Origin of the sequence: Pseudomonas fluorescens (genome assembly GCF_001623525.1) — a bacterium.
GTDB classification, from domain to species: domain Bacteria; phylum Pseudomonadota; class Gammaproteobacteria; order Pseudomonadales; family Pseudomonadaceae; genus Aquipseudomonas; species Aquipseudomonas fluorescens_Q.
This window is the reverse complement of the sequence record NZ_CP015225.1, coordinates 4,192,434-4,217,525: the sequence shown is the minus strand read 5'-3', so window position 1 is coordinate 4,217,525 and position 25,092 is coordinate 4,192,434. Positions and strand designations below refer to the sequence as shown.

At 61.6% G+C, this 25,092-nt stretch carries 21 protein-coding genes, 2 tRNA genes and 1 pseudogene; 21 read left to right on the top strand and 3 right to left on the bottom strand.

Going from position 1 to position 25,092, the window contains the following annotated elements; genetic code table 11:
• Positions 1–13 precede the first annotated feature (13 nt).
• On the top strand, positions 14–625 hold the full coding sequence (locus TK06_RS18120) for a trimeric intracellular cation channel family protein (protein ID WP_057448254.1): 612 nt from the start codon (positions 14–16) through the stop codon (positions 623–625).
• Here the strand turns inward: TK06_RS18120 and queG are convergent.
• Positions 607–1,686, bottom strand: a complete 1,080-nt coding sequence (gene queG / locus TK06_RS18115) for a tRNA epoxyqueuosine(34) reductase QueG (protein ID WP_063323188.1) — start codon at positions 1,684–1,686, stop codon at positions 607–609. The genes TK06_RS18120 and queG overlap by 19 nt on opposite strands.
• Positions 1,687–1,749: 63 nt before the next feature.
• Between queG and TK06_RS18110 the strand changes: the two genes are divergently transcribed.
• The 13 genes and pseudogenes from TK06_RS18110 to TK06_RS33545 all read left to right on the top strand — a co-directional run bounded on the left by TK06_RS18110 (position 1,750) and on the right by TK06_RS33545 (position 16,904).
• On the top strand, positions 1,750–3,249 hold the full coding sequence (locus TK06_RS18110; protein WP_063323187.1) for a bifunctional ADP-dependent NAD(P)H-hydrate dehydratase/NAD(P)H-hydrate epimerase: 1,500 nt from the start codon (positions 1,750–1,752) through the stop codon (positions 3,247–3,249).
• The gene (tsaE, locus tag TK06_RS18105) at positions 3,237–3,704 is read left to right on the top strand and encodes a tRNA (adenosine(37)-N6)-threonylcarbamoyltransferase complex ATPase subunit type 1 TsaE (RefSeq protein WP_003197219.1); all 468 of its coding nucleotides are present in this window, start codon (positions 3,237–3,239) and stop codon (positions 3,702–3,704) included. Before TK06_RS18110 ends, tsaE begins: the two co-directional genes overlap by 13 nt.
• 3 nt (positions 3,705–3,707) lie before the next feature.
• Entirely contained in the window at positions 3,708–5,135 is a 1,428-nt protein-coding gene (locus TK06_RS18100; RefSeq protein ID WP_063323186.1) for an N-acetylmuramoyl-L-alanine amidase, read from the top strand.
• Entirely contained in the window at positions 5,132–7,045 is a 1,914-nt protein-coding gene (mutL, locus tag TK06_RS18095) for a DNA mismatch repair endonuclease MutL (protein WP_063323185.1), read from the top strand. Before TK06_RS18100 ends, mutL begins: the two co-directional genes overlap by 4 nt.
• Positions 7,045–8,016, top strand: coding sequence for a tRNA (adenosine(37)-N6)-dimethylallyltransferase MiaA (miaA, locus tag TK06_RS18090; RefSeq protein WP_063323184.1), 972 nt, complete (start codon positions 7,045–7,047; stop codon positions 8,014–8,016). The genes mutL and miaA overlap by 1 nt, the downstream gene beginning before the upstream one ends.
• 91 nt (positions 8,017–8,107) lie before the next feature.
• Positions 8,108–8,368 (top strand): RNA chaperone Hfq, encoded by a 261-nt coding sequence (gene hfq, locus TK06_RS18085; protein WP_003186419.1) that lies wholly within the window; start codon positions 8,108–8,110, stop codon positions 8,366–8,368.
• A 12-nt stretch (positions 8,369–8,380) separates the two neighbouring features.
• Positions 8,381–9,682 (top strand): ribosome rescue GTPase HflX, encoded by a 1,302-nt coding sequence (gene hflX, locus TK06_RS18080; RefSeq protein WP_003197227.1) that lies wholly within the window; start codon positions 8,381–8,383, stop codon positions 9,680–9,682.
• A gap of 85 nt (positions 9,683–9,767) precedes the next feature.
• Positions 9,768–10,940: an FtsH protease activity modulator HflK gene (hflK, locus tag TK06_RS18075; protein ID WP_063323183.1), complete on the top strand. Its 1,173-nt coding sequence runs from the start codon at positions 9,768–9,770 to the stop codon at positions 10,938–10,940.
• Positions 10,940–11,809 carry a protease modulator HflC gene (hflC, locus tag TK06_RS18070; RefSeq protein ID WP_063323182.1) on the top strand — a complete coding sequence of 290 codons (870 nt, stop codon included), beginning with the start codon at positions 10,940–10,942 and terminating at the stop codon, positions 11,807–11,809. The genes hflK and hflC overlap by 1 nt, the downstream gene beginning before the upstream one ends.
• A 474-nt stretch (positions 11,810–12,283) precedes the next feature.
• Positions 12,284–13,471 carry an ATP phosphoribosyltransferase regulatory subunit gene (locus TK06_RS18065; protein ID WP_063323181.1) on the top strand — a complete coding sequence of 396 codons (1,188 nt, stop codon included), beginning with the start codon at positions 12,284–12,286 and terminating at the stop codon, positions 13,469–13,471.
• Positions 13,472–13,525: 54 nt separating this feature from the next.
• The gene (locus tag TK06_RS18060) at positions 13,526–14,818 is read left to right on the top strand and encodes an adenylosuccinate synthase (RefSeq protein WP_003186407.1); all 1,293 of its coding nucleotides are present in this window, start codon (positions 13,526–13,528) and stop codon (positions 14,816–14,818) included.
• A gap of 487 nt (positions 14,819–15,305) precedes the next feature.
• A pseudogene (locus tag TK06_RS33550) lies at positions 15,306–15,998 on the top strand (methyl-accepting chemotaxis protein); the annotation flags it as partial.
• 21 nt (positions 15,999–16,019) lie between these two features.
• Positions 16,020–16,904 (top strand): methyl-accepting chemotaxis protein, encoded by an 885-nt coding sequence (locus TK06_RS33545; RefSeq protein ID WP_371914741.1) that lies wholly within the window; start codon positions 16,020–16,022, stop codon positions 16,902–16,904.
• Positions 16,905–17,095: 191 nt separating this feature from the next.
• Here TK06_RS33545 and TK06_RS18050 read toward each other — a convergent pair.
• Positions 17,096–17,182 (bottom strand) — tRNA-Leu (locus TK06_RS18050).
• A gap of 177 nt (positions 17,183–17,359) precedes the next feature.
• A tRNA-Leu gene (locus TK06_RS18045) sits at positions 17,360–17,446 on the bottom strand.
• 226 nt (positions 17,447–17,672) lie between these two features.
• Between TK06_RS18045 and rnr the strand changes: the two genes are divergently transcribed.
• From rnr to dnaB, 7 genes are all read left to right on the top strand, one after another.
• Positions 17,673–20,303, top strand: a complete 2,631-nt coding sequence (gene rnr / locus TK06_RS18040; RefSeq protein WP_063323179.1) for a ribonuclease R — start codon at positions 17,673–17,675, stop codon at positions 20,301–20,303.
• A complete protein-coding gene (gene rlmB / locus TK06_RS18035; RefSeq protein ID WP_063323178.1) occupies positions 20,300–21,058 on the top strand; it encodes a 23S rRNA (guanosine(2251)-2'-O)-methyltransferase RlmB in 759 nt (252 codons plus the stop codon). Before rnr ends, rlmB begins: the two co-directional genes overlap by 4 nt.
• A 306-nt stretch (positions 21,059–21,364) precedes the next feature.
• The gene (rpsF, locus tag TK06_RS18030; RefSeq protein WP_003186395.1) at positions 21,365–21,793 is read left to right on the top strand and encodes a 30S ribosomal protein S6; all 429 of its coding nucleotides are present in this window, start codon (positions 21,365–21,367) and stop codon (positions 21,791–21,793) included.
• Between the two features lie 28 nt (positions 21,794–21,821).
• Positions 21,822–22,052 carry a 30S ribosomal protein S18 gene (gene rpsR / locus TK06_RS18025; protein WP_002551829.1) on the top strand — a complete coding sequence of 77 codons (231 nt, stop codon included), beginning with the start codon at positions 21,822–21,824 and terminating at the stop codon, positions 22,050–22,052.
• Positions 22,053–22,088: 36 nt separating this feature from the next.
• Positions 22,089–22,979: a hypothetical protein gene (locus TK06_RS18020; RefSeq protein WP_063323177.1), complete on the top strand. Its 891-nt coding sequence runs from the start codon at positions 22,089–22,091 to the stop codon at positions 22,977–22,979.
• An 18-nt stretch (positions 22,980–22,997) separates the two neighbouring features.
• The gene (rplI, locus tag TK06_RS18015) at positions 22,998–23,444 is read left to right on the top strand and encodes a 50S ribosomal protein L9 (protein ID WP_003197251.1); all 447 of its coding nucleotides are present in this window, start codon (positions 22,998–23,000) and stop codon (positions 23,442–23,444) included.
• A gap of 117 nt (positions 23,445–23,561) precedes the next feature.
• Positions 23,562–24,959, top strand: a complete 1,398-nt coding sequence (dnaB, locus tag TK06_RS18010; protein WP_027911801.1) for a replicative DNA helicase — start codon at positions 23,562–23,564, stop codon at positions 24,957–24,959.
• The last annotated feature ends 133 nt before the right edge of the window (positions 24,960–25,092 follow it).

Sequence of the window (25,092 nt, the reverse complement as noted above, 5' to 3'; positions counted from 1 at the left end):
AAGGATCGCCACCATGTTGCTGATGCTTTATCTGATCGCCATCACCGCCGAAGCCATGACCGGCGCCTTGTCTGCCGGGCGCCGCGGCATGGACTGGTTCGGCGTGGTGCTGATCGCCTGTGTCACGGCGCTGGGTGGCGGTTCGGTGCGCGACGTGCTGCTCGGTCATTACCCGCTCACCTGGGTCAAACACCCGGAATACCTAGTGCTGACCACCGCGGCGGCGATGCTGACGGTGTTCCTGGCGCGCTGGATGCGCCACCTGCGTTCATTGTTCCTGGTGCTCGACGCCGCGGGGCTGGTGGCGTTCACCCTGATCGGCTGCATGACGGCCCTGGAAATGGGCCATGGCATGCTGGTGGCGTCGGTCAGCGGAGTGATCACTGGGGTGTTCGGCGGTATTTTGCGGGACATTTTCTGCAACGATATTCCGCTGATCTTCCGTCGCGAGCTCTATGCCAGCGTTTCATTTGCCGCGGCGTGGTGCTATCTGCTGTGCGTCTTCCTGCAACTGCCGAGTGAACAGGCGATCCTCATTACCTTGTTCGGTGGTTTCCTGCTGCGGCTCCTGGCGATTCGTTTTCACTGGGAAATGCCGAAGTTCGTCTACAACGACGAGGTTTGACGCTCGGCATGTTGCCGCAACGCCCACTCCACATGCTCGCGCACCAGCTCCGACGGGTAGTCGCGCCGCGCCTCCAGCGCTTGCAGCACGGGAATCGTTGACGGCGCATTACCCAGGCCCACTGCCAGGTTGCGCAGCCAGCGCTCGTACCCGGCGCGGCGCAGCGGCGAGCCTTCGGTGCTGCTCAGGAACGTTGCCTCGTCCCACATGAACAGCTCGGCCAGCCCGGCATTGTCCAGGTTGTGCCGCGGCTTGAAGTCGCTTTCCCCGGACGGCCGGGCGAAGCGGTTCCAGGGACAGACGATCTGGCAGTCATCGCAGCCGAACACCCGGTTGCCGATCAACGGCCGCAGTTCCTCGGGGATGGCGCTTTTCAGCTCGATGGTCAGGTAGGAAATGCAGCGGCGGGCATCGAGCACGTAGGGCCCGACGAAGGCATTCGTAGGACAGATGTCCAGGCACGCGGTGCATTTCCCGCAATGTTCGCTGGCATGGGGCGGGTCCACCGGCAGCGGCAGGTCGACAAACAGCTCGCTCAGGAAGAAATAGCTTCCGGCCTTGCGGTTCAACACCAAGGTGTTTTTACCGATCCAGCCCAGGCCGGCCTGTTCGGCGATGGCTTTTTCCAGGACTGGAGCACTGTCGACGAAGGCGCGATAACCGAAGGGACCGATCACCGCCTGAATTTTTTCTGCCAGTTGCTGCACACGTTTACGGATCAATTTGTGGTAATCGCGGCCCAATGCATAACGCGAGACGTAGGCTTTCTCCGGTTGGCCGAGCAGCTGCGCCATGTGCGTGTCGCCCGACAGGTAGTCCATGCGCAGGGAAACCACCCGTAGCGTACCCGGCACCAGTTCCTCGGGGTGCGAGCGTTTGCTGCCGTGGGCGCCCATGTAGTCCATTTCGCCGTGGTACCCGGCATCGAGCCAGCGTTGCAGGTGTTGCTCATGCTCGGCAAGGTCCAGGCCGCTGATGCCGACCTGCTGGAAGCCCAGTTCGCGGCCCCAGTCCTTGATGGATTGGGCGAGGGCGGGGAGGTCTGTGGGAATGGCAGGCATGAGGCGAGAGAAACCAGAGCTGAGATGCGTATAATTCTGCCAGACATCGGAGCCCGAAGACGCATGCCGCACACTAAAGATGATTTTCCCGACGCGCTGTACAGCGCCGCGCAGGTCCGGGCCCTCGACGCACAACTGATCGCGGCCGGCACCGCCGGTTTCGAATTGATGCAACGCGCCGCCCGCGCCACCTGGCGAGCGATTGTCCGGCGCTGGCCTGATGCCCACGAGCTGACGGTGCTGGCCGGGCATGGCAACAACGCCGGCGATGGCTATCTGGTCGCGACCTTGGCCCGGCGCGCTGGCTGGGCGGTGCGGGTGCTGACGGTGGGCGAGCCCCGGCGCTTGCAGGGCGACGCCGCCAATGCCCACGCCGAAGCGGTGGCGGTGGGCGTGCCGATGGAGCCGTGGTCGGATGAGGCAGAGTTGCGCGGCGTGTTGCTGGATGCGCTGCTCGGCACGGGCTTGAGTGGCGAGGTGCGCGAGCCTTATGTGCGGGCTATCGATACGATCAACGTCAGCGGTCTGCCGGTCGCGGCGGTGGATATCCCCTCGGGCTTGTGCGCCGATACCGGCCGGGTGCTGGGCACGGCGGTGGTGGCCGATCTCACCGTGACCTTTATTGGCTTGAAGCTGGGCCTGTTTACCGGCGAAGCGGCGGACCGGGTCGGCGAACTGGTGTTCAACGACCTGCACGCCGATCCAGATATTGTTGACGCGGCACCGGCCAGTGCCCGGTTGCTCTCACCCCATAATCTGCCACGTCTGACACCTCGTGCCGCCACGTCCCACAAAGGCAAATTCGGTCACGTGCTGTTGATCGGTGGCGACCGGGGCTTTGGCGGCGCCATCCAGATGAGCGCCGAAAGCGCCCTGCGCTGCGGTGCGGGGATGGTTTCGCTGGCGACCCGCAGCGAGCACGTATCCGCCGCGCTGACGCGTTTGCCGGAAGTGATGGTGCAAGGCACCCATTCGGCGAACCAATTGATGGGCTTGCTCCAGCAGGCCAGCGTGCTGGTGGTCGGGCCGGGCTTGGGGCAGGCTGCGTGGGGGCGCAGCCTGTTGTCGGCGGCGGCCAATGCGCCGCTGCCGCAAGTATGGGATGCCGATGCGCTGAACCTGCTCTGCAGCGGCGATGTCCGCCTGCCTGAACAGTGCGTCATCACCCCGCACCCAGGCGAGGCGGCCCGATTGTTGGCGTTATCCACAGCCCAGGTGCAGGCCGACCGTCCAGCGGCAGCCCATGCATTGAGCCAGAAATACGCCGCCACGGTGATCCTCAAGGGCGCCGGCAGCCTGATTGCCAGCCCGGACGGTCGCCTGGCGGTTTGCAGCCAGGGCCATCCGGCCATGGCCACGGCAGGCCTGGGGGATGTGCTGGCCGGCGTGGTCGGCGCCTTGCTGGCCCAGGGCGTGGAGGGGTTCGAGGCCGCGTGCCTGGCGGTCTGGCTGCATGCCAATGCCGGTGCCCAGGCCGGTCGCTCGGGTCGGGGGGTGGCAGCCACCGATCTGATTCCGACCATTCGTCAGTTGTTGGAGGAGCATTCACCGTGTCTGAAGTAACCCTGTACGTGGCGGACGAACAAGCCATGACACAATTTGGCGCCCGCATCGCGCAGATCACCGCCGGCCACGGCCTGATTTTTCTCGAAGGCGACCTCGGCGCGGGGAAAACCACCCTGTCCCGTGGCATCATTCGCGGTCTCGGGCACGTCGGCTCCGTCAAGAGCCCTACGTTCACCCTGGTCGAGCCCTACGAGATCGGCGACATTCGCGCCTTCCATTTCGACCTGTATCGACTGGTGGATCCTGAGGAGCTGGAATTCCTCGGTATTCGAGATTATTTCGAAGATGACGCCTTGTGTCTGATCGAATGGCCCCAGAAGGGGGCAGGCTTTTTGCCAAAGCCCGACCTGACCATTACCATTGGCGCGCAGAACGGCGGGCGTTCGCTGAAACTGACGCCGCAAGGCTCGCGTGGCGAGTCATGGTGTGCCGCTTTGGCATTGGAAAACTAATTGATGATGGGGTTTGGTATGCGCTTTCGCGCGGTGGTTGCTGTCGTAGGACTGTTGCTTACGGCACTGGCCGTCGATGCTGTGGCCGAGACAAAGGTCAACAGCGTTCGCCTCTGGCGGGCGCCGGACAACACACGGCTGGTGTTCGACCTGACGGGCCCGGTGCAGCACAGCGTATTCACCCTGACCGCCCCGGATCGCCTGGTGATTGACATCAACGGCGCGTCCCTGGGCGCGCCATTGAACGTGGCGACCGCCAACACGCCGATTACCGCGATGCGTTCGGCCCAGCGTACGCCGACCGACCTGCGGGTGGTCATCGACCTGAAAAAAGCCGTGACCCCGAAAAGCTTCACCCTGGCCCCGAATGCCCAATACGGCAACCGGCTGGTGGTAGACCTGTTCGACAACCCGGCCGATGCGACGCCACCTCCGCCGCCGACCAATGTTGCCACGGTGCCAGCGGTGCCAGTGACCCCGACCGAACCTGCGCTCAAGCTGCCACCGGCCCCGGCTGGCAAGCGCGACATCATCGTGGTGATCGACGCCGGTCACGGCGGCGAAGACCCAGGCGCCTCAGGCTCGCGCGGGCAGCGTGAAAAAGACGTGGTGCTGTCCATCGCCCGCGAATTGCAACGCCAGGTCAACGGCATGAAAGGCTTCCGCGCCGAACTGACCCGTACCGGCGACTACTTCATTCCCTTGCGTGGGCGTACCGAGATCGCCCGCAAGAAAGGTGCCGACCTGTTCGTCTCCATCCACGCCGACGCCGCACCTTCGGCGGCGGCATTCGGGGCCTCGGTGTTTGCCCTGTCCGACCGTGGCGCTACCTCCGAGACCGCCCGTTGGCTGGCCGACAGTGAAAACCGTTCCGACCTGATTGGCGGTGCCGGCAATGTCAGCCTCGACGACAAGGACCGGATGCTCGCCGGTGTGTTGCTCGATTTGTCGATGACCGCCTCGCTGACCTCCAGCCTGAACGTCGGCCAGAAAGTCCTGAGCAACATCGGTCGGGTCACGCCGCTGCACAAGCAGCGCGTCGAGCAGGCTGGATTCATGGTGCTCAAGTCGCCGGACATCCCGTCGATCCTGGTGGAGACCGGGTTTATCTCCAACGCCAACGAAGCCTCCAAGCTGTCGTCCGCCAACCACCAGCAGGCGCTGGCCCGTTCCATCAGCAGCGGCGTGCGGCAGTTCTTCCAGCAGAACCCACCGCCAGGCACCTACATCGCCTGGTTGCGCGACTCGGGCAAGATTGCCCAAGGCCCGCGGGACCATCGGGTCAGCCCCGGCGAAACCCTGGCGATGATCGCCGTGCGCTATCAGGTGTCGCCCGCCACCTTGCGCAGTGCCAACAATCTCAAAAGCGACGAGCTCAAGATTGGTCAGACCCTGACCATTCCCGGCAACGAAGTGGCGGTCCAGCGATGAGTGACGAAGTGATCGGTAACCCTGCCCGCATCGAACTGCTCAGCCCGCGGCTGGCGAACCAGATCGCTGCTGGCGAAGTGGTCGAGCGTCCGGCGTCGGTCATCAAGGAGCTGCTGGAAAACAGCCTCGACTCCGGGGCCAGGCGCATCGATGTGGATGTCGAGCAGGGCGGCGTCAAGCTGCTGCGGGTGCGCGATGACGGTGGCGGGATTTCCTCTGACGACCTGCCGCTGGCCCTGGCGCGTCATGCCACCAGCAAGATCCGCGACCTGGAAGACCTCGAGCGGGTCATGAGCCTGGGATTTCGGGGCGAGGCGCTGGCATCCATCAGTTCGGTGTCGCGCCTGACCCTTACCTCCCGCACCCGCGACGCCGAGCAGGCCTGGCAGGTCGAGACCGAGGGGCGGGACATGGCCTCCCGCGTGCAGCCTGCAGCCCATCCGGTGGGCACTTCGGTGGAAGTGCGCGACCTGTTCTTCAACACCCCGGCCCGGCGCAAGTTCCTCAAGGCCGAGAAGACTGAATTCGATCATCTGCAAGAAGTCATCAAGCGTCTGGCCTTGGCGCGCTTTGATGTGGCGTTCCATTTGCGCCACAACGGCAAGACCATCCTCAGCCTGCACGAGGCCCACGATGATGCGGCCCGCGCCCGACGTGTCGGCGCGGTGTGCGGCGCAGGTTTCCTGGAGCAGGCATTGCCCATCGAGGTGGAGCGCAATGGCTTGCACCTGTGGGGGTGGGTCGGCTTGCCAACCTTTTCCCGCAGTCAGGCGGACTTGCAGTACTTCTACGTGAACGGCCGGGCGGTGCGCGACAAATTGGTGGCCCACGCGGTGCGCCAGGCGTATCGCGATGTGCTGTTCAATGGCCGGCATCCGACCTTCGTGCTGTTTTTCGAAGTCGATCCGGCCGTGGTCGACGTCAACGTACACCCGACCAAGCACGAAGTACGTTTCCGTGACGGGCGCATGGTCCACGATTTCCTCTACGGCACCTTGCACCGTGCGTTGGGCGATGTGCGCCCGGAAGATCAACTGGCGGCTCCGGCGGCGGTGGGCGGCATGGTCCGGCCAACGGGGTTGGAAGCTGGCGAATTCGGGCCTCAGGGCGAAATGCGCCTGGCGGCCAACGCACTGCTGGAGCAGCCCCAGCCTCAGCCGAGCTACAACACGGCTGGGAGCGGTACCGGCAGCGGCTATCAATACCAATACACTCCGCGTCCGCAATCCAGCGTGCCGGCAGCCGAGGCCCAGGCGGCCTATCGCGAGTTCTTCAAACCCTTGCCGGAAGCCGGAGCGTCGGCGATGCCCGACGGCCAAGGCGATATCCCGCCGCTGGGCTATGCCCTGGCGCAACTCAAAGGCATTTATATCCTCTCGGAAAATGCCCAGGGCCTGGTCCTGGTGGACATGCACGCCGCCCATGAGCGGATCATGTACGAGCGACTGAAAATCGCCATGGCCAGCGAAGGCTTGAGCGGCCAGCCGCTGTTGGTGCCCGAATCCCTGGCCGTCAGCCAGCGCGAAGCCGATTGCGCCGAAGAACATGTGGCCTGGTTCCAGCGCCTGGGCTTCGAATTGCAGCGTCTGGGGCCCGAAACCCTGGCGATCCGTCAGATCCCGGCGTTGTTGAAGCAGGCCGAGGCCAATCGCCTGGTCAGCGACGTACTGGCTGACTTGATGGAATACGGCACCAGCGACCGCATCCAGGCGCACCTGAACGAACTGCTCGGTACCATGGCCTGCCACGGCGCGATCCGCGCCAACCGACGCCTGGCTCTGCCGGAAATGAACGGCCTGCTGCGGGACATGGAAAACACCGAGCGCAGCGGTCAATGCAACCATGGCCGGCCGACCTGGACCCAATTGGGCCTGGACGACCTGGACAAACTGTTCCTGCGCGGTCGTTGATGAGCCAGTTGCCACCCGCGATTTTCCTGATGGGGCCGACCGCCGCTGGCAAGACCGACCTGGCCATCGAGTTGACCAAAGTCCTGCCCTGCGAGTTGATCAGTGTCGATTCGGCCCTGGTCTACCGGGGCATGGACATCGGCACCGCCAAGCCGTCGAAAGAACTGCTGGCCGAGTTTCCCCATCGCCTGATCGACATCCTCGATCCGGCCGAGGCTTATTCGGCGGCCGATTTCCGTCGTGACGCGCTCCAGGCCATGGCCGAGATCACCTCGCGGGGCAAGATTCCGCTGCTGGTGGGTGGCACAATGCTGTATTACAAGGCCTTGGTCGATGGGTTGGCGGACATGCCGGCAGCCGATCCCGAGGTGCGCGCGCAGATTGAAGAAGAGGCCGCGCGCCTTGGCTGGCAAGCCCTGCACGAGCAATTGGCGGTCATCGACCCGGAATCGGCGGCGCGTATTCACCCCAATGACCCGCAGCGCCTCAGTCGGGCCCTGGAGGTTTATCGGGTCAGCGGCCAGAGCATGACGGCCCTGCGCCAGCGACAATCTGCGCAAAGTACTGAAGCAGCCGCTTCGGGACTGCAACAATTGCCCTATACTGTCGCGAATCTGGCCATCGCTCCGGCGAACCGGCAAGTGCTGCATCGGCGAATTGAACAAAGATTCACATTAATGTTGGAACAGGGGTTCATAGACGAGGTCGTAGCCCTGCGTGAGCGAAGTGACCTGCATGCCGGGTTGCCGTCTATACGTGCGGTAGGTTATCGACAAGTCTGGGATTACCTGGACGGCAAGCTGACGTCAGCCGAGATGCAGGAGCGTGGGATTATTGCCACGCGCCAATTGGCGAAACGCCAGTTCACCTGGCTGCGCAGCTGGACTGACTTGCATTGGCTCGACAGTCTCGATTGCGACAATCTGCCACGCGCCTTGAAATACCTCGGGACCATCTCCATATTGAGCTGAGTCCTTGCAATTGCCGTCTATCCTTGGGGGTGTGACGGCCCAAGCCATCTGATTCCGATTTTTATTATTGATCCTTAAAGGAGTGCGGCACATGTCAAAAGGGCATTCGCTACAAGACCCTTACTTGAACACTTTACGTAAAGAGAAAGTTGGGGTGTCCATCTATCTGGTCAACGGGATCAAACTGCAAGGCACGATCGAGTCTTTCGACCAGTTCGTCATCCTTCTGAAAAACACCGTCAGCCAAATGGTCTACAAACACGCGATCTCGACAGTCGTGCCAGTTCGTCCAATTCGTCTGCCTAGCGCAACCGAATCCGAAGGCGGTGACGCTGAACCGGGTAACGCCTGATAGGAGCCTCCTTTGTTCTTTGAGCGCCACGGTGGTGGTGAACGGGCCATTCTCGTTCACTTGGATGGACAGGACCCTGAGGCGCGCGAAGATCCGCAGGAGTTTCAGGAATTGGCACTTTCGGCCGGCGCCGAGACCGTCGCGTTTTTCAACGTGCCGCGTCATCGGCCAACCGCCAAGTTCCTGATCGGCAGTGGCAAGGTCGAGGAGTTGCGCGACCTGGTCAAGGCCGAACAGGTCGATCTGGTGATTTTCAATCACATCCTCACACCCAGTCAGGAACGTAACCTCGAACGTGTCTTCGAGTGTCGCGTGATCGACCGTACGGGGCTGATTCTCGATATTTTCGCCCAGCGCGCCCGCACCCATGAAGGCAAGCTCCAGGTCGAACTGGCCCAGCTTGAGCACATGAGTACGCGGCTGGTTCGCGGCTGGACTCACCTTGAGCGGCAGAAGGGCGGTATCGGCCTGCGCGGCCCGGGTGAAACCCAGTTGGAAACCGACCGGCGCCTGTTGCGGGTGCGCCTGCGCCAGATCAAGGGGCGCCTGGAAAAGGTCCGCAGCCAGCGCGAGCAGTCGCGACGCGGCCGCAAGCGCGCGGACATCCCGACGGTTTCACTGGTGGGCTATACCAACGCCGGCAAATCGACCCTGTTCAATAACGTCACCCAATCCGACGTCTATGCTGCTGACCAGTTGTTCGCCACGCTCGACCCGACCCTGCGTCGGCTCGACCTGGACGACCTCGGGCCGATCGTGCTGGCCGACACCGTGGGCTTCATCCGTCACCTGCCGCATAAACTGGTCGAGGCTTTCCGGGCTACGCTCGAAGAGTCGAGCAACTCCGACCTGCTGCTGCACGTGATTGATGCCGCCGAACCGGACCGGATGCTGCAGATCGAGCAGGTGATGGTGGTGCTGGGCGAGATCGGAGCGCAGGACTTGCCGATCCTGGAGGTATACAACAAACTCGATTTGCTCGAAGGCGTGGAGCCGCAGATCCAGCGCGATGCCGACGGCAAGCCGCAACGGGTCTGGCTGTCGGCCCGTGATGGCACCGGCCTGGACCTGCTCAAACAGGCAGTGGCCGAGCTGTTGGGCAACGATCTGTTTGTTGGCACCCTGAAGTTGCCGCAACGTTTCGCCCGGCTGCGAGCCCAGTTCTTTGAGCTGGGGGCCGTGCAAAAAGAAGAACACGACGACGAAGGCGTCTGCCTGCTGGCTGTTCGCCTGCCTCGGGCGGAGCTCAATCGGCTGGTCAGCCGCGAAGGGCTGCAACCGATGGAATTCATCGAGCAACACACTTTGCAATAAAAGCCTGAGAAAGCTGTGTCAGGCATTCTGTAGCATTGGTCGGCGCGCCGTGGGTGCGTCTTTGCTTTATCAGATGGAGAGCGCTATGGCTTGGAATGAGCCGGGTGGCAACTCGAATAATCAGGATCCTTGGGGTGGCAAGCGTCGTAACAACGGCGACCGCAAGGGGCCGCCGGATCTCGACGAGGCCTTCCGAAAGCTGCAGGAAAGCCTGAACGGTTTGTTCGGTGGTGGTAAAAAACGCGGTGACGATGGCGGCGGTCGTCCGGGCAAGGGCGGCGGTTTCGGCCTGCTCGGCATCGGTCTGGTCGTGCTGGCGGCTGTCTGGCTGTACAGCGCGGTCTATGTCGTGGACGAGCAGGAGCAGGCCGTGGTGCTGCGCTTCGGCAAGTACTACGAGACGGTTGGACCGGGCCTGAATATCTATTTCCCGCCGATCGACCAGAAGTATATGGAGAACGTCACGCGTGAGCGTGCGTACACCAAGCAGGGCCAGATGCTGACCGAAGACGAGAACATCGTTGAAGTGCCGCTGACCGTGCAATACAAGATTACCAACCTGCAGGACTTCGTACTGAACGTCGACCAGCCGGAAATCAGCCTGCAGCATGCGACCGAAAGTGCCTTGCGCCATGTGGTGGGTTCCACCGCCATGGACCAGGTGCTGACTGAAGGACGTGAGTTGATGGCCAGCGAAATCAAGGAGCGCCTGCAGCGGTTCCTCGATACCTATCGCACCGGTATCACCGTCACCCAGGTCAACGTCCAGAGCGCGGCAGCCCCGCGTGAGGTCCAGGAAGCCTTCGACGACGTGATCCGTGCCCGTGAAGACGAGCAGCGTTCGCGCAACCAGGCCGAAACCTATGCCAACGGCGTCGTGCCGGAAGCTCGTGGTCAGGCTCAGCGCATCATCGAAGATGCCAACGGTTATCGCGATGAAGTGGTCTCCCGCGCCAAGGGTGAGGCTGATCGCTTCACCAAGCTGGTAGCCGAGTATCGCAAGGCCCCGGAAGTCACCCGTGAGCGTCTGTACCTGGACACCATGCAGGAAGTCTTCAGTAACACCAGCAAGGTCCTCGTGACCGGCAACAAGAACGGCCAGAGCAATCTGCTGTACCTGCCGCTGGACAAGATGGTCGAGAGCGGTCGCAACACCAGCACGCCACCGGCCAGTTCGGCGGCGGCCAGCAATGAGGCCGGCACCCGCGCAGCGGCGGACCTGCAACAACAGCAAGCACGTACCAGGGAGAGTCGCTGATGAGCAATAAATCGCTGATCGCCCTTATTGTCGGTGTCGTCGTGGCGATCGCTGCCTGGAACTGCTTCTACATCGTGGCTCAGACCGAGCGTGCGGTGTTGCTGCAGTTTGGCCGCGTGGTACAGGCTGATGTCCAGCCAGGGCTGCATGTGAAGGTGCCGTACGTCAACAAGGTGCGCAAGTTCGACGCCCGCCTGATGACGCTGGATGCGCCGACGCAGCGCTTCCTGACGCTGGAAAAGAAAGCCGTGATGGTGGATGCCTATGCCAAGTGGCGGGTGAAGGATGCCGAGCGCTTCTACACCGCGACCTCGGGCCTGAAGCAGATCGCCGACGAGCGTCTGTCCCGCCGTCTGGAATCGGGCCTGCGTGACCAGTTCGGTAAACGCACGCTGCATGAAGTGGTGTCCGGTGAGCGTGATGCGCTCATGGCCGACATCACGCGTTCGTTGAACACGATGGCGGAAAAAGAGCTCGGTATCGAAGTGGTCGATGTCCGGGTCAAGGCCATCGACCTGCCGAAGGAAGTGAACCGCAGTGTGTTCGAGCGCATGAGCACCGAGCGTGAGCGTGAAGCCCGCGAGCACCGCGCCAAGGGTAACGAGCTGGCCGAAGGCATCCGTGCCGACGCCGATCGCCAACGCCGCGTACTGCTGGCCGAAGCCTATCGGGAATCGGAAGAGGTCCGTGGTGATGGTGATGCCCAGGCCGCTGCGATCTATTCCAAGGCCTATGGTCAGGATCAGGAGTTCTACGGCTTCTACCGTAGCCTGCGCGCTTACCGTGAAAGTTTTGCAAACAAATCCGACGTCATGGTCCTGGACCCAAGCAGTGACTTCTTCCGTTATCTGGAAAAGGCCAAGCCTTGATGCGACGTTGACCTGAGGCACTCCGCCCGGCGGCTAAAGCGTCGGGCGGGGTGATCCTTTGGGAAAACGTGTGTATGATGCGGCAGCCGGGAAATTCCCGGCTTTTTTGCGTCTGCACGTTTGATTGTGGTTTTGGTTGCAGGCGTCGGGTTGAACGACTCGACAGGTTTTTCGAGGAAAGTGCTGGGCGAGGCTGGGGTGCTGCTCATTTAAGGCGTTGGATAGAAACTGTGGCGAGGGAGCTTGCTCCCGCTTGAGTGCGAAGCGCTCACAGCAATGGGCCGTTTCGCAGCCCAGCGGGAGCAAGCTCCCTCGCCACAATGATTCAATCGCTCGTAGGTGAACGGCATGACGCCATTCGTCACGTCGCTCTTGCGCGTCTTTTGCTCATGAGGCGCGCCTGGCGCGGGCATTTTCTGCTTCACTCAAGGCCAGCCCGAAAGCTGGCCGCCCGGACCATAGGGGAATGGCGTAATGGCAACGGTAGACCGCTGGCTGCTGCCAGATGGCATCGAAGAAGTACTGCCACCGGAAGCTGCGCGAATTGAAGTCGCGCGTCGGCAGGTGTTGGATCTGTTCCAGAGCTGGGGTTACGAGTTCGTCGTTACCCCGCATATCGAGTACCTGGAATCCCTGCTCACCGGTGCGGGCCAGGACCTGGACCTGCGCACCTTCAAGGTTATCGACCCGCAGTCGGGCCGGCAGATGGGCTTTCGTGCCGACATCACGCCGCAAGTGGCGCGCATCGACGCCCACACCTTGCGCCGTGAAGGTCCGAGCCGCCTGTGCTACGCCGGCAGTGTGTTGCATGCCCAGCCGCGTGCCTTGTCGTCTTCGCGCAGCCCGATCCAGCTGGGCGCCGAGTTGTATGGCGACGCCAGCCCGAGCAGCGACGTGGAAGTCATCAGCCTGATGTTGGCCATGCTGCAACTGGCTGATGTGCCGGATGTCCACATGGACCTGGGCCATGTCGGCATCTATCGCGGCCTGGCCCGAGCGGCCGGTTTGTCCGGCGAAGTGGAGCAACAGCTGTTCGATGCCCTGCAACGCAAGGCCATCGACGAAGTCATCAGCCTGACCGAGGGCCTGCCGGCCGATCTGTCGGACATGCTGCGGGCGCTGGTGGGCCTGTGCGGCGGACGTGAAGTATTGGCCGCTGCCCGTGAACGCCTGGCTCACGCGCCGGCGCCTGTGTTGGCGGCGCTGGACGACTTGCTGGCGATTGCCGAGCGTCTGTCGGTGCGTTTCCCCGATTTGCCGCTGTATTTCGATCTGGGTGAATTGCGCGGTTATCACTACCACACGGGTGTTGTCTTTGCCGTGTTCGTCCCGGGCGTGGGCCAGTCCATCGCCCAAGGCGGCCGTTATGACGACATCGGTGCCGACTTTGGTCGTGCTCGTCCGGCGACCGGTTTCTCAACCGATTTGAAAACCCTGGTGACCCTGGGGCGTGCTGAAGTCGAGCTACCGTCTGGCGGTATCTGGATGCCTGACAGTACGGATGCGGCACTCTGGCAAGCGGTCTGCCAGTTGCGCAGTGAGGGTCAGCGTGTTGTCCAGGCCTTGCCTGGGCAACCTTTGGCCGCCGCCCGTGAAGCGGACTGCGACCGGCAATTGATTCAGCAGAACGGGCTTTGGCAAGTATTGCCGCTGGCTTCTTGAGTTTTCCTGCCGGCTGCGGCCGGCACCAAGTTTGCGCGAATGAGGACAAGTGTTATGGGTAAGAATGTCGTAGTCCTGGGCACCCAGTGGGGTGATGAGGGCAAAGGCAAGATCGTTGATCTGCTGACCGAACATGCTGCCGCCGTAGTGCGCTACCAGGGTGGCCACAACGCAGGTCACACCTTGGTGATCGACGGTGAAAAAACCGTCCTGCACCTGATTCCGTCGGGCGTGCTGCGCGAAGGCGTACAGTGCCTGATCGGCAACGGTGTGGTGGTGGCTCCCGACGCCTTGCTGCGGGAAATCATCAAGCTGGAGGAAAAAGGCGTACCGGTGCGCGAGCGCCTGCGTATCAGCCCGTCCTGCCCGCTGATCCTGTCCTATCACGTCGCGCTGGACCAGGCCCGTGAAAAGGCTCGTGGCGAGCTGAAGATCGGCACCACCGGTCGCGGTATCGGCCCGGCCTACGAAGATAAAGTAGCCCGTCGTGGCCTGCGCATCGGTGACCTGTTCCACCGTGAGCGTTTCGCCGCCAAGCTGGGCGAGTTGCTGGACTACCACAACTTTGTCCTGGTCAATTACTACAAAGAGCCGGCCATCGACTTCCAGAAAACCCTGGACGAGTGCATGGAGTACGCCGAGCTGCTCAAGCCGATGATGCTCGACGTCACTGCCGAGCTGCACGAGCTGCGTCGCGCTGGCAAGGACATCATGTTCGAAGGTGCCCAGGGTTCGCTGCTGGACATCGACCACGGTACCTACCCGTACGTCACCAGCTCCAACACCACCGCCGGCGGCATCGCCACGGGTTCGGGTTTCGGTCCGATGTACCTGGACTACATCCTGGGTATCACCAAGGCCTACACCACGCGCGTGGGTTCGGGGCCGTTCCCGACTGAGCTGTTCGACGATGTCGGCGCCTTCCTGGCCAAGCGTGGCCACGAATTCGGCGCTACCACCGGCCGTGCCCGTCGTTGCGGTTGGTTCGATGCCGTCATCCTGCGTCGCGCCATCGACGTCAACAGCATCTCGGGCCTGTGCCTGACCAAGTTGGACGTGCTGGACGGCTTGGAAACCATCAACATCTGCGTGGGCTACAAGAACCAGGACGGCGCCGTCATCGACGCACCGACCGACGCCGACAGCTACATCGGCCTGGAACCGGTGTACGAGCAGATGCCAGGCTGGACCGAATCGACCGTGGGCGCCAAGACCCTGGAAGAGCTGCCAGTGGCGGCCCGCAACTACATCAAGCGTGTCGAAGAGTTGGTCGGTGCGCCGATCGACATTATTTCGACGGGGCCGGACCGCAACGAAACCATCGTTCTGCGTCACCCGTTTGCCTGATAAGTCGTTGATGTAAAAAACAAAGGCCCCTCGTTTGGGGCCTTTGTCGTATCTGTCTGTCGAGCGGCACGACCTTTGCTATGCATCGTTAACAATAAGTACTTCTTTGAAGTGCCATCAAATTAATGGCGTTTAGTAGAGGGATTCCCCTGTGTCGGCCGTTCTCTCACTGTTACAAAGCCGTCTGTTGCGGCCCGTCTTCGTTACGCTTGGTATCGCCCTTTTGGTGCAGGTGCTGGTGGCTGTCGCGCTGACACGAAGCACTGTCACCGCCCTGGAGGCCGATCTAGGCGCTCGGCTGGGGGGCGACAGTCAGAAATTGTCTGGCGAACTGGAGCAGGCCGGGCGCGAGGTCACCTCGAGCCTGGACAGTTTGTCTGCCAGCACCCGCCAGCGTCTCACTGCCGGTTTGTCCACGCGGCTGAAGGACGAACAGGCGCAATTGCGGACGACGCTGGAGAAAACGCTCAAGGATTCCGCCAACGATATGGCGCAACTCCTGGCCTCGGTCGCGCCACGCGCTATGTGGGACAGCGACATACCGACCCTTTCCGAATTCGCCCGCCGGGCCCAGCGCAACCCTAATGTGTTGTTCGTTATTTATGACGACGCCAGTGGTGAGCACCTGACCCGCTACCTGAACCGGGAAAACCCGATCAACAAGGCGCTGCTGGAAAAAGGCAAGGGCGAGCGGGCGTTGGACAAAGTGCTGGATGCGGCGAAGAGCGACCCCTCGGTGTATTACCTCGAAGCCTCGATCAGCCCCAACGGCGTAGAGATCGGCAAAGTATTGATGGGCGTTTCCACGGCTTCCGTTGACGCTGACCTGAAGGCGCTGGACCAGCGCTTCTCGGCCTTGATCGCCAGCAGCGACCAGTTGGTCGGTGACAGCCTCAAGGGGGCGGCGGCCGACAGCGCCACCGCCATGCGTGGTCGCCTGGAGTCGGCCCAGGCCACCGCCACGCAGATGCAGACCAACACTGCCAGCACCGTGCAGGAAGCGGCAGGCACCTTGCGCTGGCGTATCGGCCTGGGCCTGGCATTGGTGGGCTTCGGTGTGTTGGTGTTGCTGGCCGTGGTGCTGGGGCGTCGGGTGGTCAATCGCTTGAAGTTGCTGATCGCGGCCATGAACGACTTGGCGGCAGGCGAGGGTGACCTGACCAAGCGCGTGCAAATCAACAGCAAGGACGAAATCGGCGACATGGCCTCGGCGGTCAATCGCTTTGTGGATAAGTTGCAGCCCATCGTGCGCGAGGCTGGCGATGTGGCCCAGCGTACCGGTGTGGAAATCGGTGCGATGACCTTGCGTAACTCCGGTGCCGATGCGGCGGCCGGGATGCAGCGTGATGAGGTGGCCGAGAGCCTGCGTGCACTGTCGCAAATGGCAGATGAGGCTCAATCGGAAAGCCAGGCGATGCAGGCGGCTTTGCAGCAGGTCGTGGAAATCCGCCAGGCCACTGATGAAAATACCCGCACTTCGGCCAAGGTCGGCAGCTTGATCGAGGCGTTGGCCGGGCAGGTAGACACCGGTGCGAAAGTGATTGAGCGGCTGGCGCAGCAGAGCGAACAGATCGAAGTGGTGCTGACGGTGATCCACGGCATCGCCGAGCAGACTAACTTGTTGGCCTTGAATGCGGCCATCGAGGCGGCGCGGGCCGGGGAAACGGGGCGCGGGTTTGCCGTGGTGGCGGATGAGGTGCGGGCCCTGGCGAGCAAGACCCAAAGTTCAACGGGCGATATCCAGGCGCATATCGTGGCCTTGCAGCAGGGCGCTCGCGAGGCGGTGGCCGCTATCGGCCAGGCTGGGCGCCAGGCCAGCGAAGGCTTGGTGGTGCTACGAGACAGTGCGCGATTGCAGCAGTCGGTGCAGGCGTCCGTCGAGCAGGTGCATGCGGCTATCGGCCTGGCGACTCAGGCCGCGGCTCATCAGGCCCAGGGCGCGCAAGCGGTGCGCGGGCGCGTGGAAACCATCCATGCCCAGGCCGAGAAGGCGGCCCAGGCCGTGGTCGAGACCACCGCCAGCGGCAAGGTGCTCGACAGCCTGGCTGCGCAATTGAAAGCAAGCCTGGGGCAGTTCCGGGCCTGATCTGGCGGCTGGGCTGGCCTCATCGCGAGCAAGCTCGCTTCCACAGCGGATCTCGTTCACTGCGATCCTTGTGTGCGAGCTTGCTCGCGATAGCGATTTCAGCGACTCAGATATTTCCAGGACCCAGAAACGCAAAAACCCGCTTTCGCGGGTTTCTGTGAGGTTCAAGGTCGTAACCTTGAAGCAAGAATTGGTGCCCAGAAGAAGACTCGAACTTCCACGACCTTGCGGTCACCAGCACCTGAAGCTGGCGTGTCTACCAATTTCACCATCTGGGCAGCATCTTCAGCGTTGCCGCTGTTGATGTGGCGCACTATACGGAGCGCATTTTGATCTGTAAACCCCTGTTTTTGTTTTAGTAATTGCCAAACGCAATTGCAGGGGGCAAAAATGCAAAAACCCGCTTTCGCGGGTTTTTTGTTGAGCTGCCAGGCCAGTGACCTGTTGCTCGAAATTGGTGCCCAGAAGAAGACTCGAACTTCCACGACCTTGCGGTCACCAGCACCTGAAGCTGGCGTGTCTACCAATTTCACCATCTGGGCAATATCGACAGCGTGTGTACGTCGTCGATGGCGCGCACTATACGGAGCGTCTTTTTAACTGTAAACCCCTCCTGAGAAAAAAACCGCTAAATTTCACGAGCGGTGCTTTTCCGGGCTTCCAAGGCAGATCAAATGGCTTTAGAAAAGCGATCGGATGCTTGAAATTTCCCGTTTCATTAAGCCTATGCCAAACTAACCCGCATATAGACAAGGTGAAAACTCTCTAATGGCCGATTGGCAGTCCCTCGATCCCGAGGCCGCTCGTGAAGCGGAAAAATATGAAAACCCTATTCCTAGCCGCGAACTGATCCTGGCGCATCTCGCCGATCGGGGTTCGCCTGCTAGTCGCGAGCAGTTGGTCGAAGAGTTCGGTCTGACCACCGAGGACCAACTCGAAGCCCTGCGCCGCCGTCTGCGCGCCATGGAGCGCGACGCTCAACTGATCTACACCCGGCGCGGCACCTATGCGCCGGTGGACAAGCTCGACCTGATCCTGGGCCGCATCGCCGGTCACCGTGACGGCTTCGGTTTCCTGATCCCGGACGACGGCAGCGACGACCTGTTCATGAGCCCGGCGCAAATGCGCCTGGTATTCGACGGCGACCGTGCCCTGGCCCGCGTTTCCGGCCTGGACCGTCGTGGTCGCCGTGAAGGCGTGATCGTCGAAGTGGTGTCCCGTGCCCACGAGTCCATCGTTGGCCGTTACTTCGAAGAAGGTGGTATCGGTTTTGTCGTGCCGGATAACCCGAAGGTCCAGCAGGAAGTGCTGATTACCCCGGGCCGTAATGGCGCCGCCAAGGTGGGTCAGTTCGTCGAGGTGAAAATCACCCACTGGCCAACGGCGCGCTTCCAGCCGCAGGGCGATATCGTTGAAGTGGTCGGCAACTACATGGCGCCGGGCATGGAGATCGACGTTGCGCTGCGCACCTACGACATTCCTCACGTCTGGCCCGAGGCCGTGCTCAAGGAAGCCGCCAAGCTCAAGCCGGAAGTTGAAGAGAAAGACAAAGAAAAACGCATCGACCTGCGTCATCTGCCGTTCGTCACCATCGATGGTGAAGACGCCCGCGACTTCGACGATGCGGTCTACTGCGAAGCCAAACCTGGCAAGCTGCGCCTGTTCTCCGGCGGCTGGAAGCTGTTCGTCGCGATTGCCGACGTGTCCAGCTACGTGAAGATCGGTTCGGCCCTGGATAACGAAGCCCAGGTGCGCGGCAACTCCGTGTATTTTCCTGAGCGCGTGATCCCGATGCTGCCTGAGCAGCTGTCCAACGGGCTGTGCTCGCTGAATCCGAAAGTCGACCGTTTGGCCATGGTGTGCGAGATGACCATCTCCAAGACCGGCGAAATGACCGACTACCAGTTCTACGAAGCGGTGATCCACTCCCAGGCGCGCCTGACCTACAACAAGGTCAGCACCATCCTGGAAACGCCCAAGACCAGCGAAGCCAAGGCCTTGCGTGCCGAATACGCTGGCGTGGTGCCGCACCTCAAGCAGCTTTATTCGCTGTACAAGGTGTTGCTGGGTGCCCGTCATGTGCGTGGCGCGATCGATTTCGAGACCCAGGAAACCCGGATTGTCTTCGGTTCCGAGCGCAAGATCGCGGCAATCACCCCGACGACCCGTAACGATGCGCACAAGCTGATCGAAGAGTGCATGCTGGCGGCCAACGTGGCCACCGCCGAATTCCTCAAGAAGCACGAGATCCCTGCGTTGTACCGCGTGCACGACGGCCCGCCGCCGGAGCGTCTGGAAAAACTGCGGGCCTTCCTCGGCGAGCTCGGCCTGTCCCTGCACAAAGGCAAGGACGGCCCGACGCCGAAGGACTACCAGGCACTGCTGGCGAGCATCAAGGACCGTCCGGATTATCATGTGATCCAGACCGTGATGCTGCGCTCCCTGAGCCAGGCGGTGTACAGCGCCGACAACCAGGGCCACTTTGGTCTGAATTACGAGGCGTACACCCACTTCACCTCGCCGATTCGCCGTTACCCGGACCTGCTCACGCACCGCGCGATCCGCAGCGTGATCCATTCCAAGCAGAACACCCCGCACGTCAAGCGCGCTGGTGCCATGACCATTCCGAAGGCACGGATCTATCCGTACGACGAAGCGGCCCTGGAACAGTTGGGCGAGCAGTGCTCCATGAGCGAGCGGCGCGCCGACGAAGCCACCCGCGACGTGGTGAACTGGCTCAAGTGCGAGTTCATGAAAGACCGCGTGGGCGAGTCGTTCCCAGGCGTGATCACCGCAGTGACAGGCTTTGGTTTGTTTGTCGAGCTGACCGACATCTACGTCGAGGGCTTGGTGCACGTTACCGCCTTGCCAGGTGATTACTACCACTTCGATCCTGTGCACCACCGCCTGGCGGGCGAGCGCACCGGTCGCAGCTTCCGTCTGGGCGACACCGTGGAAGTGCAGGTCATGCGCGTCGACCTCGATGAGCGCAAGATCGACTTCGGAATGTCTGACAAGCCCGCCGAAGCACCGACTGGCCGTAAAAAGCGTGGCAACGAGACCGCCGCGCCTGCGACCAAAGGTAAAGGTGCTCCTGCAAAAAACGCAGAACCTGAGCCAGCCAAGGCCGGTCGCCGTTCGTCAGTCAAGGACAAGGCTCCCGAAGCCTACCGCCCCAGCGACGCTGCGGCGAAAAATGCCGAGTTGCGCAAGAGCCGCGAGTTGAAGCAGCAGTTGCTCAACGAAGCCAAAAGCGGTGGTAAAGCGGCGTCTGGGGGAAAGTCCCACGGGGCGGAAAAGCCATCGAGCAAGCCAAGTAAACACCGTAAAGGCCCGCCAAAAGCGGGTTCGGCTCCTGCGAAAAGCGGCGGGTCGCGCAAACCTAAGGCCAAGTCATGAGTCTGGAAAAAATCTACGGCGTGCACGCCGTGGAAGCACTGCTGCGTCACCACCCTAAACGTGTCAAGCAAGTGTGGTTGGCGGAAGGTCGCAGCGAGCCGCGTGTGCAAGCGCTGGTCGAACTGGCCACCCAAAACAAGGTTGCCATTGGCCAGGCCGAGCGTCGCGAAATGGACGTGTGGGTCGAAGGCGTTCACCAGGGTGTGGTTGCGGACGTAAGCCCCAGCCAGGTCTGGGGCGAGGCGATGCTCGACGAACTGCTCGATCGCACCGAAGGCGCCCCCCTGCTGCTGGTGCTGGACGGCGTGACCGACCCGCATAACCTCGGCGCTTGCCTGCGTTCGGCAGATGCGGCGGGTGCGTTGGCGGTCATCGTGCCTAAAGACAAGTCGGCAACCTTGACGCCGGCTGTGCGCAAGGTCGCCTGCGGCGCGGCGGAAGTGATTCCGCTGGTGGCGGTGACCAACCTGGCGCGCACCCTGGAAAAACTCCAGCAGCGTGGCTTGTGGGTGGTTGGCACGGCGGGCGAGGCCGAGGTCAGTATCTATGACCAGGACCTGACGGGCCCAACGATCCTGATCATGGGCGCCGAGGGCAAGGGCATGCGTCGCCTGACCCGCGAGCACTGCGATTACCTGGTCAAGCTGCCGATGGCCGGCAGCGTCAGCAGCCTCAACGTTTCGGTTGCGACCGGTGTGTGCCTGTTCGAAGCGCTGCGCCAGCGCAGCGTCAAGGCTGTCGCCAAAAAGCCCTGAGCCAGACGTGTATCAAGTGTGGGAGCGAGCTTGCTCGCGATGACGGTGTATCAGTGCCAGAAATGTTGACTGGCACGCCGCTATCGCGAGCAAGCTCGCTCCCACAGTGTTTTGTGCAAGGGCAAGGATCGGCGGTTGTTCAAATAATCGCCAATTGCCTTGCACCTCCCTCGACCCTTCTCTACAATTGCGCCCCTTGCTGTGATGGCAGGCACTTATGTGTCTAGCGTCCACAAGTCCATAAGTGTCATTCACTCCTTGTCTGACCGTTTTTGAGCGGCAGGCTACAACCCGTAAGGAGCATTCATGCGTCATTACGAAATCATCTTTTTGGTCCACCCGGATCAAAGCGAGCAAGTCGGCGGCATGGTTGAGCGTTACACCAAGCTGATCGAAGAAGACGGCGGCAAAATCCACCGTCTGGAAGATTGGGGCCGTCGTCAACTGGCCTACGCAATCAACAATGTTCACAAGGCTCACTACGTGATGCTGAACGTTGAGTGCACTGGCAAGGCCCTGGCCGAGCTGGAAGACAACTTCCGCTACAACGATGCAGTGATCCGTAACCTGGTCATCCGTCGCGAAGAAGCCGTCACTGGCCAATCCGAGATGCTCAAGGCTGAAGAAAACCGCAGTGAGCGCCGTGAGCGTCGCGACCGTCCTGAGCACTCTGACAGCGCCGATGGCGATGACAGCGATAGCGACAGCGACAACAGCGATAACGCTGACGAGTAATCCACGGACCTTTTAAGGAGCCAATCACATGGCACGTTTCTTCCGTCGTCGTAAATTCTGCCGCTTCACCGCTGAAGACGTGAAAGAGATCGATTACAAAGATCTCAACACTCTGAAAGCCTACGTATCCGAGACCGGCAAAATCGTTCCAAGCCGTATCACCGGTACCAAAGCTCGTTATCAGCGTCAGCTGGCCACCGCTATCAAGCGCGCCCGCTTCCTGGCCCTGCTGGCCTACACCGACAGCCACGGCCGCTGAGACCGGGCAGTCGACGAGTAGTAAGGGATTGAATGCATGCGCGCCTTAGCTGACTTCATCATGCGGGGACGTGTGCAGGCCACGTTGGTTGTGGCCGGATCCGCGGCATTGCCGCTGTTGTTCTGGTTGAGTGCCGCCGCTGGGTGCCTTGTGCTCCTGCGGCGCGGTTCGGACGCCTTGAGCGTCCTGGGTATCGGGTTGCTGTCAGCGTTGGTGAGCTGGTATTTCCTGAAGGACCCGACAACACTCCTGGTGTTGCTCGGGGCTTGTGGCCTGGCGCTGGTTCTGCGCGCCGGACATACCTGGAACCGCGTGCTGCTGTGCAGCGTGGCCGTGGGGTTGTTGTGTGCGGTGAGCCTGGGAGCTGTATTCAGCTCCTTCATCGAGTCACTGGCGCAGACGTTCGAACACGTCCTGCCGCTGGCGATGGGTGAGGTCTACGAGACATTCTCGGCAGACCAGAAGGCGTTTCTCACTGCCCTGAGCGCTCCGCTGATGATCATCTCGATAGCGTCTTCGCTGCAGATCTTTAGCGTGCTGTGCCTGATTCTTGGGCGCTATTGGCAGGCGTCGTTGTATAACCCCGGTGGTTTCGGTCGCGAGTTTCGCGCCATCCGATTCCCCAAGAGCGTGGCGCTGTCACTGCTGGCCGTCATGTGTGTTGCTCCGTTTTTCGGGCTGCATGCACTGATCCTGTTGCCGTTGTGCAGTGTACCGCTGGTCTTCGCCGGCCTGGCCCTGATTCACGGGCTGGTGGCGCAGAAACGACTGGCCACTTTCTGGCTGGTGGGGGTATACGTGACGTTGTTGCCTTTCATGCACTTGCTCGGTCCGTTGCTCGTGGTCTTGGCCATCGTTGACAGCCTGATTGATTTTCGCGGTCGTATGGCGCCGAAAGACGCCGACAACGCGAACGGTGAAGGTTAAAAGTTAGAGGATTTTCACATGCAACTGATCCTTCTGGAAAAAGTCACCAACCTGGGCAACCTGGGTGACAAAGTAAACGTTAAGGCCGGTTACGGTCGTAACTACCTGCTGCCTTACGGCAAAGCCACCGCTGCGACCGCTGCCAACCTGGCTGCGTTCGAAGAGCGTCGTGCCGAGCTGGAAAAAGCTGCCGCAGACCGTAAAACCTCGGCTGAAAGCCGCGCTGCCCAACTGGCTGAGCTGGAAGTGACCATCACTGCCACCGCTGGCGACGAAGGCAAGCTGTTCGGTTCGATCGGCACTCACGACATCGCTGATGCACTGACCGCCTCCGGCGTTGAAGTTGCGAAAAGCGAAGTTCGTCTGCCGAACGGCACCATCCGCAACGTAGGCGAATTCGACGTAGCCGTGCACCTGCACGCCGAAGTTGAAGCCACCGTACGCGTTGTCGTGGTAGCAGCCTAAGCAACACCTGTCGGTTGGCACCTTCGGGTGCTTGCCGGTAACATCGGGCACGATCCTGTTTACAGGTCGTGCCCTTTGTCTTTCTGCAATTCCTGATTTTCATAACCAGAAGTGGCCATGAACGAAATCACCGCTCCCGAGCAATACGATCTGCAAACCGCTGCCCTGAAGGTGCCTCCGCATTCCATCGAGGCCGAACAGGCCGTGCTCGGTGGCCTGATGCTGGACAACAACGCCTGGGAACGCGTGCTCGATCAAGTCTCCGATGGCGATTTCTACCGGCATGACCACCGTCTGATTTTCCGTGCGATCGCCCGTCTGGCCGATCAGAACATGCCGATCGACGTCGTCACCCTGGCCGAGCAATTGGACAAGGAAGGGCAGACGTCCCAGGTCGGCGGCCTCGGTTACCTGGGCGAACTGGCGAAAAACACACCGTCGGTCGCCAACATCAAGGCCTATGCCCAGATCGTGCGCGAGCGGGCGACCTTGCGCCAATTGATCGGCATCAGCACCGAAATCGCCGACAGCGCCTTCAACCCGGAAGGCCGTACCGCCGCCGAGATCCTTGACGAAGCCGAGCGGCAGATCTTCCAGATCGCCGAGGCCCGTCCGAAAACCGGCGGCCCGGTCAGCGTCAACGACCTGCTGACCAAGGCCATCGACCGCATCGACACCTTGTTCAACACCGACAACGCCATCACCGGCCTGTCCACCGGTTACACCGACCTCGACGAGAAGACCAGCGGCCTGCAACCGTCCGACCTGATCATCGTCGCCGGCCGTCCGTCCATGGGTAAGACGACCTTTGCGATGAACCTGGTGGAAAACGCCGTGCTGCGCAGCGACAAGGCGGTGCTGGTGTACTCCCTCGAGATGCCAGGCGAATCGCTGATCATGCGTATGCTTTCGTCCCTGGGGCGTATCGACCAGACCAAGGTCCGTTCCGGCCAGCTGGAAGACGACGATTGGCCCCGCCTGACATCGGCGGTCAACCTGCTCAACGACCGCAAGCTGTTCATCGACGATACGGCCGGTATCAGCCCGTCGGAAATGCGCGCCCGTACCCGTCGCCTGGTGCGTGAGCACGGTGATATCGCACTGATCATGATCGACTACCTGCAATTGATGCAGATCCCGGGTTCCAGCGGCGACAACCGGACCAACGAGATTTCCGAAATCTCCCGTTCCCTCAAGGCCCTGGCCAAGGAATTCAACTGCCCGGTGGTGGCACTTTCCCAGTTGAACCGATCCCTGGAACAGCGCCCCAACAAGCGTCCGGTGAACTCCGACTTGCGGGAATCCGGAGCGATCGAGCAGGACGCCGACGTCATCATGTTCGTGTACCGCGACGAGGTGTACCACCCCGAGACGGAGCACAAGGGCATCGCCGAAATCATCATCGGCAAGCAGCGGAACGGCCCGATCGGCTTCATCCGCCTGGCGTTTATCGGCAAATACACGCGCTTCGAAAACCTGGCGCCGGGTAGCTACAATTTCGATGACGACGAGTAAGCCGTTCGCTCGATTGGATATTGTCTTTGTGGCGAGGGAGCTTGCTCCCGCTCGACTGCGCAGCAGTCGCAAAACCAGCGAATGCGGTTTGCCAGGGTAAAAGTGGATACAGCTGTGGGGCTGCTGCGCAGCC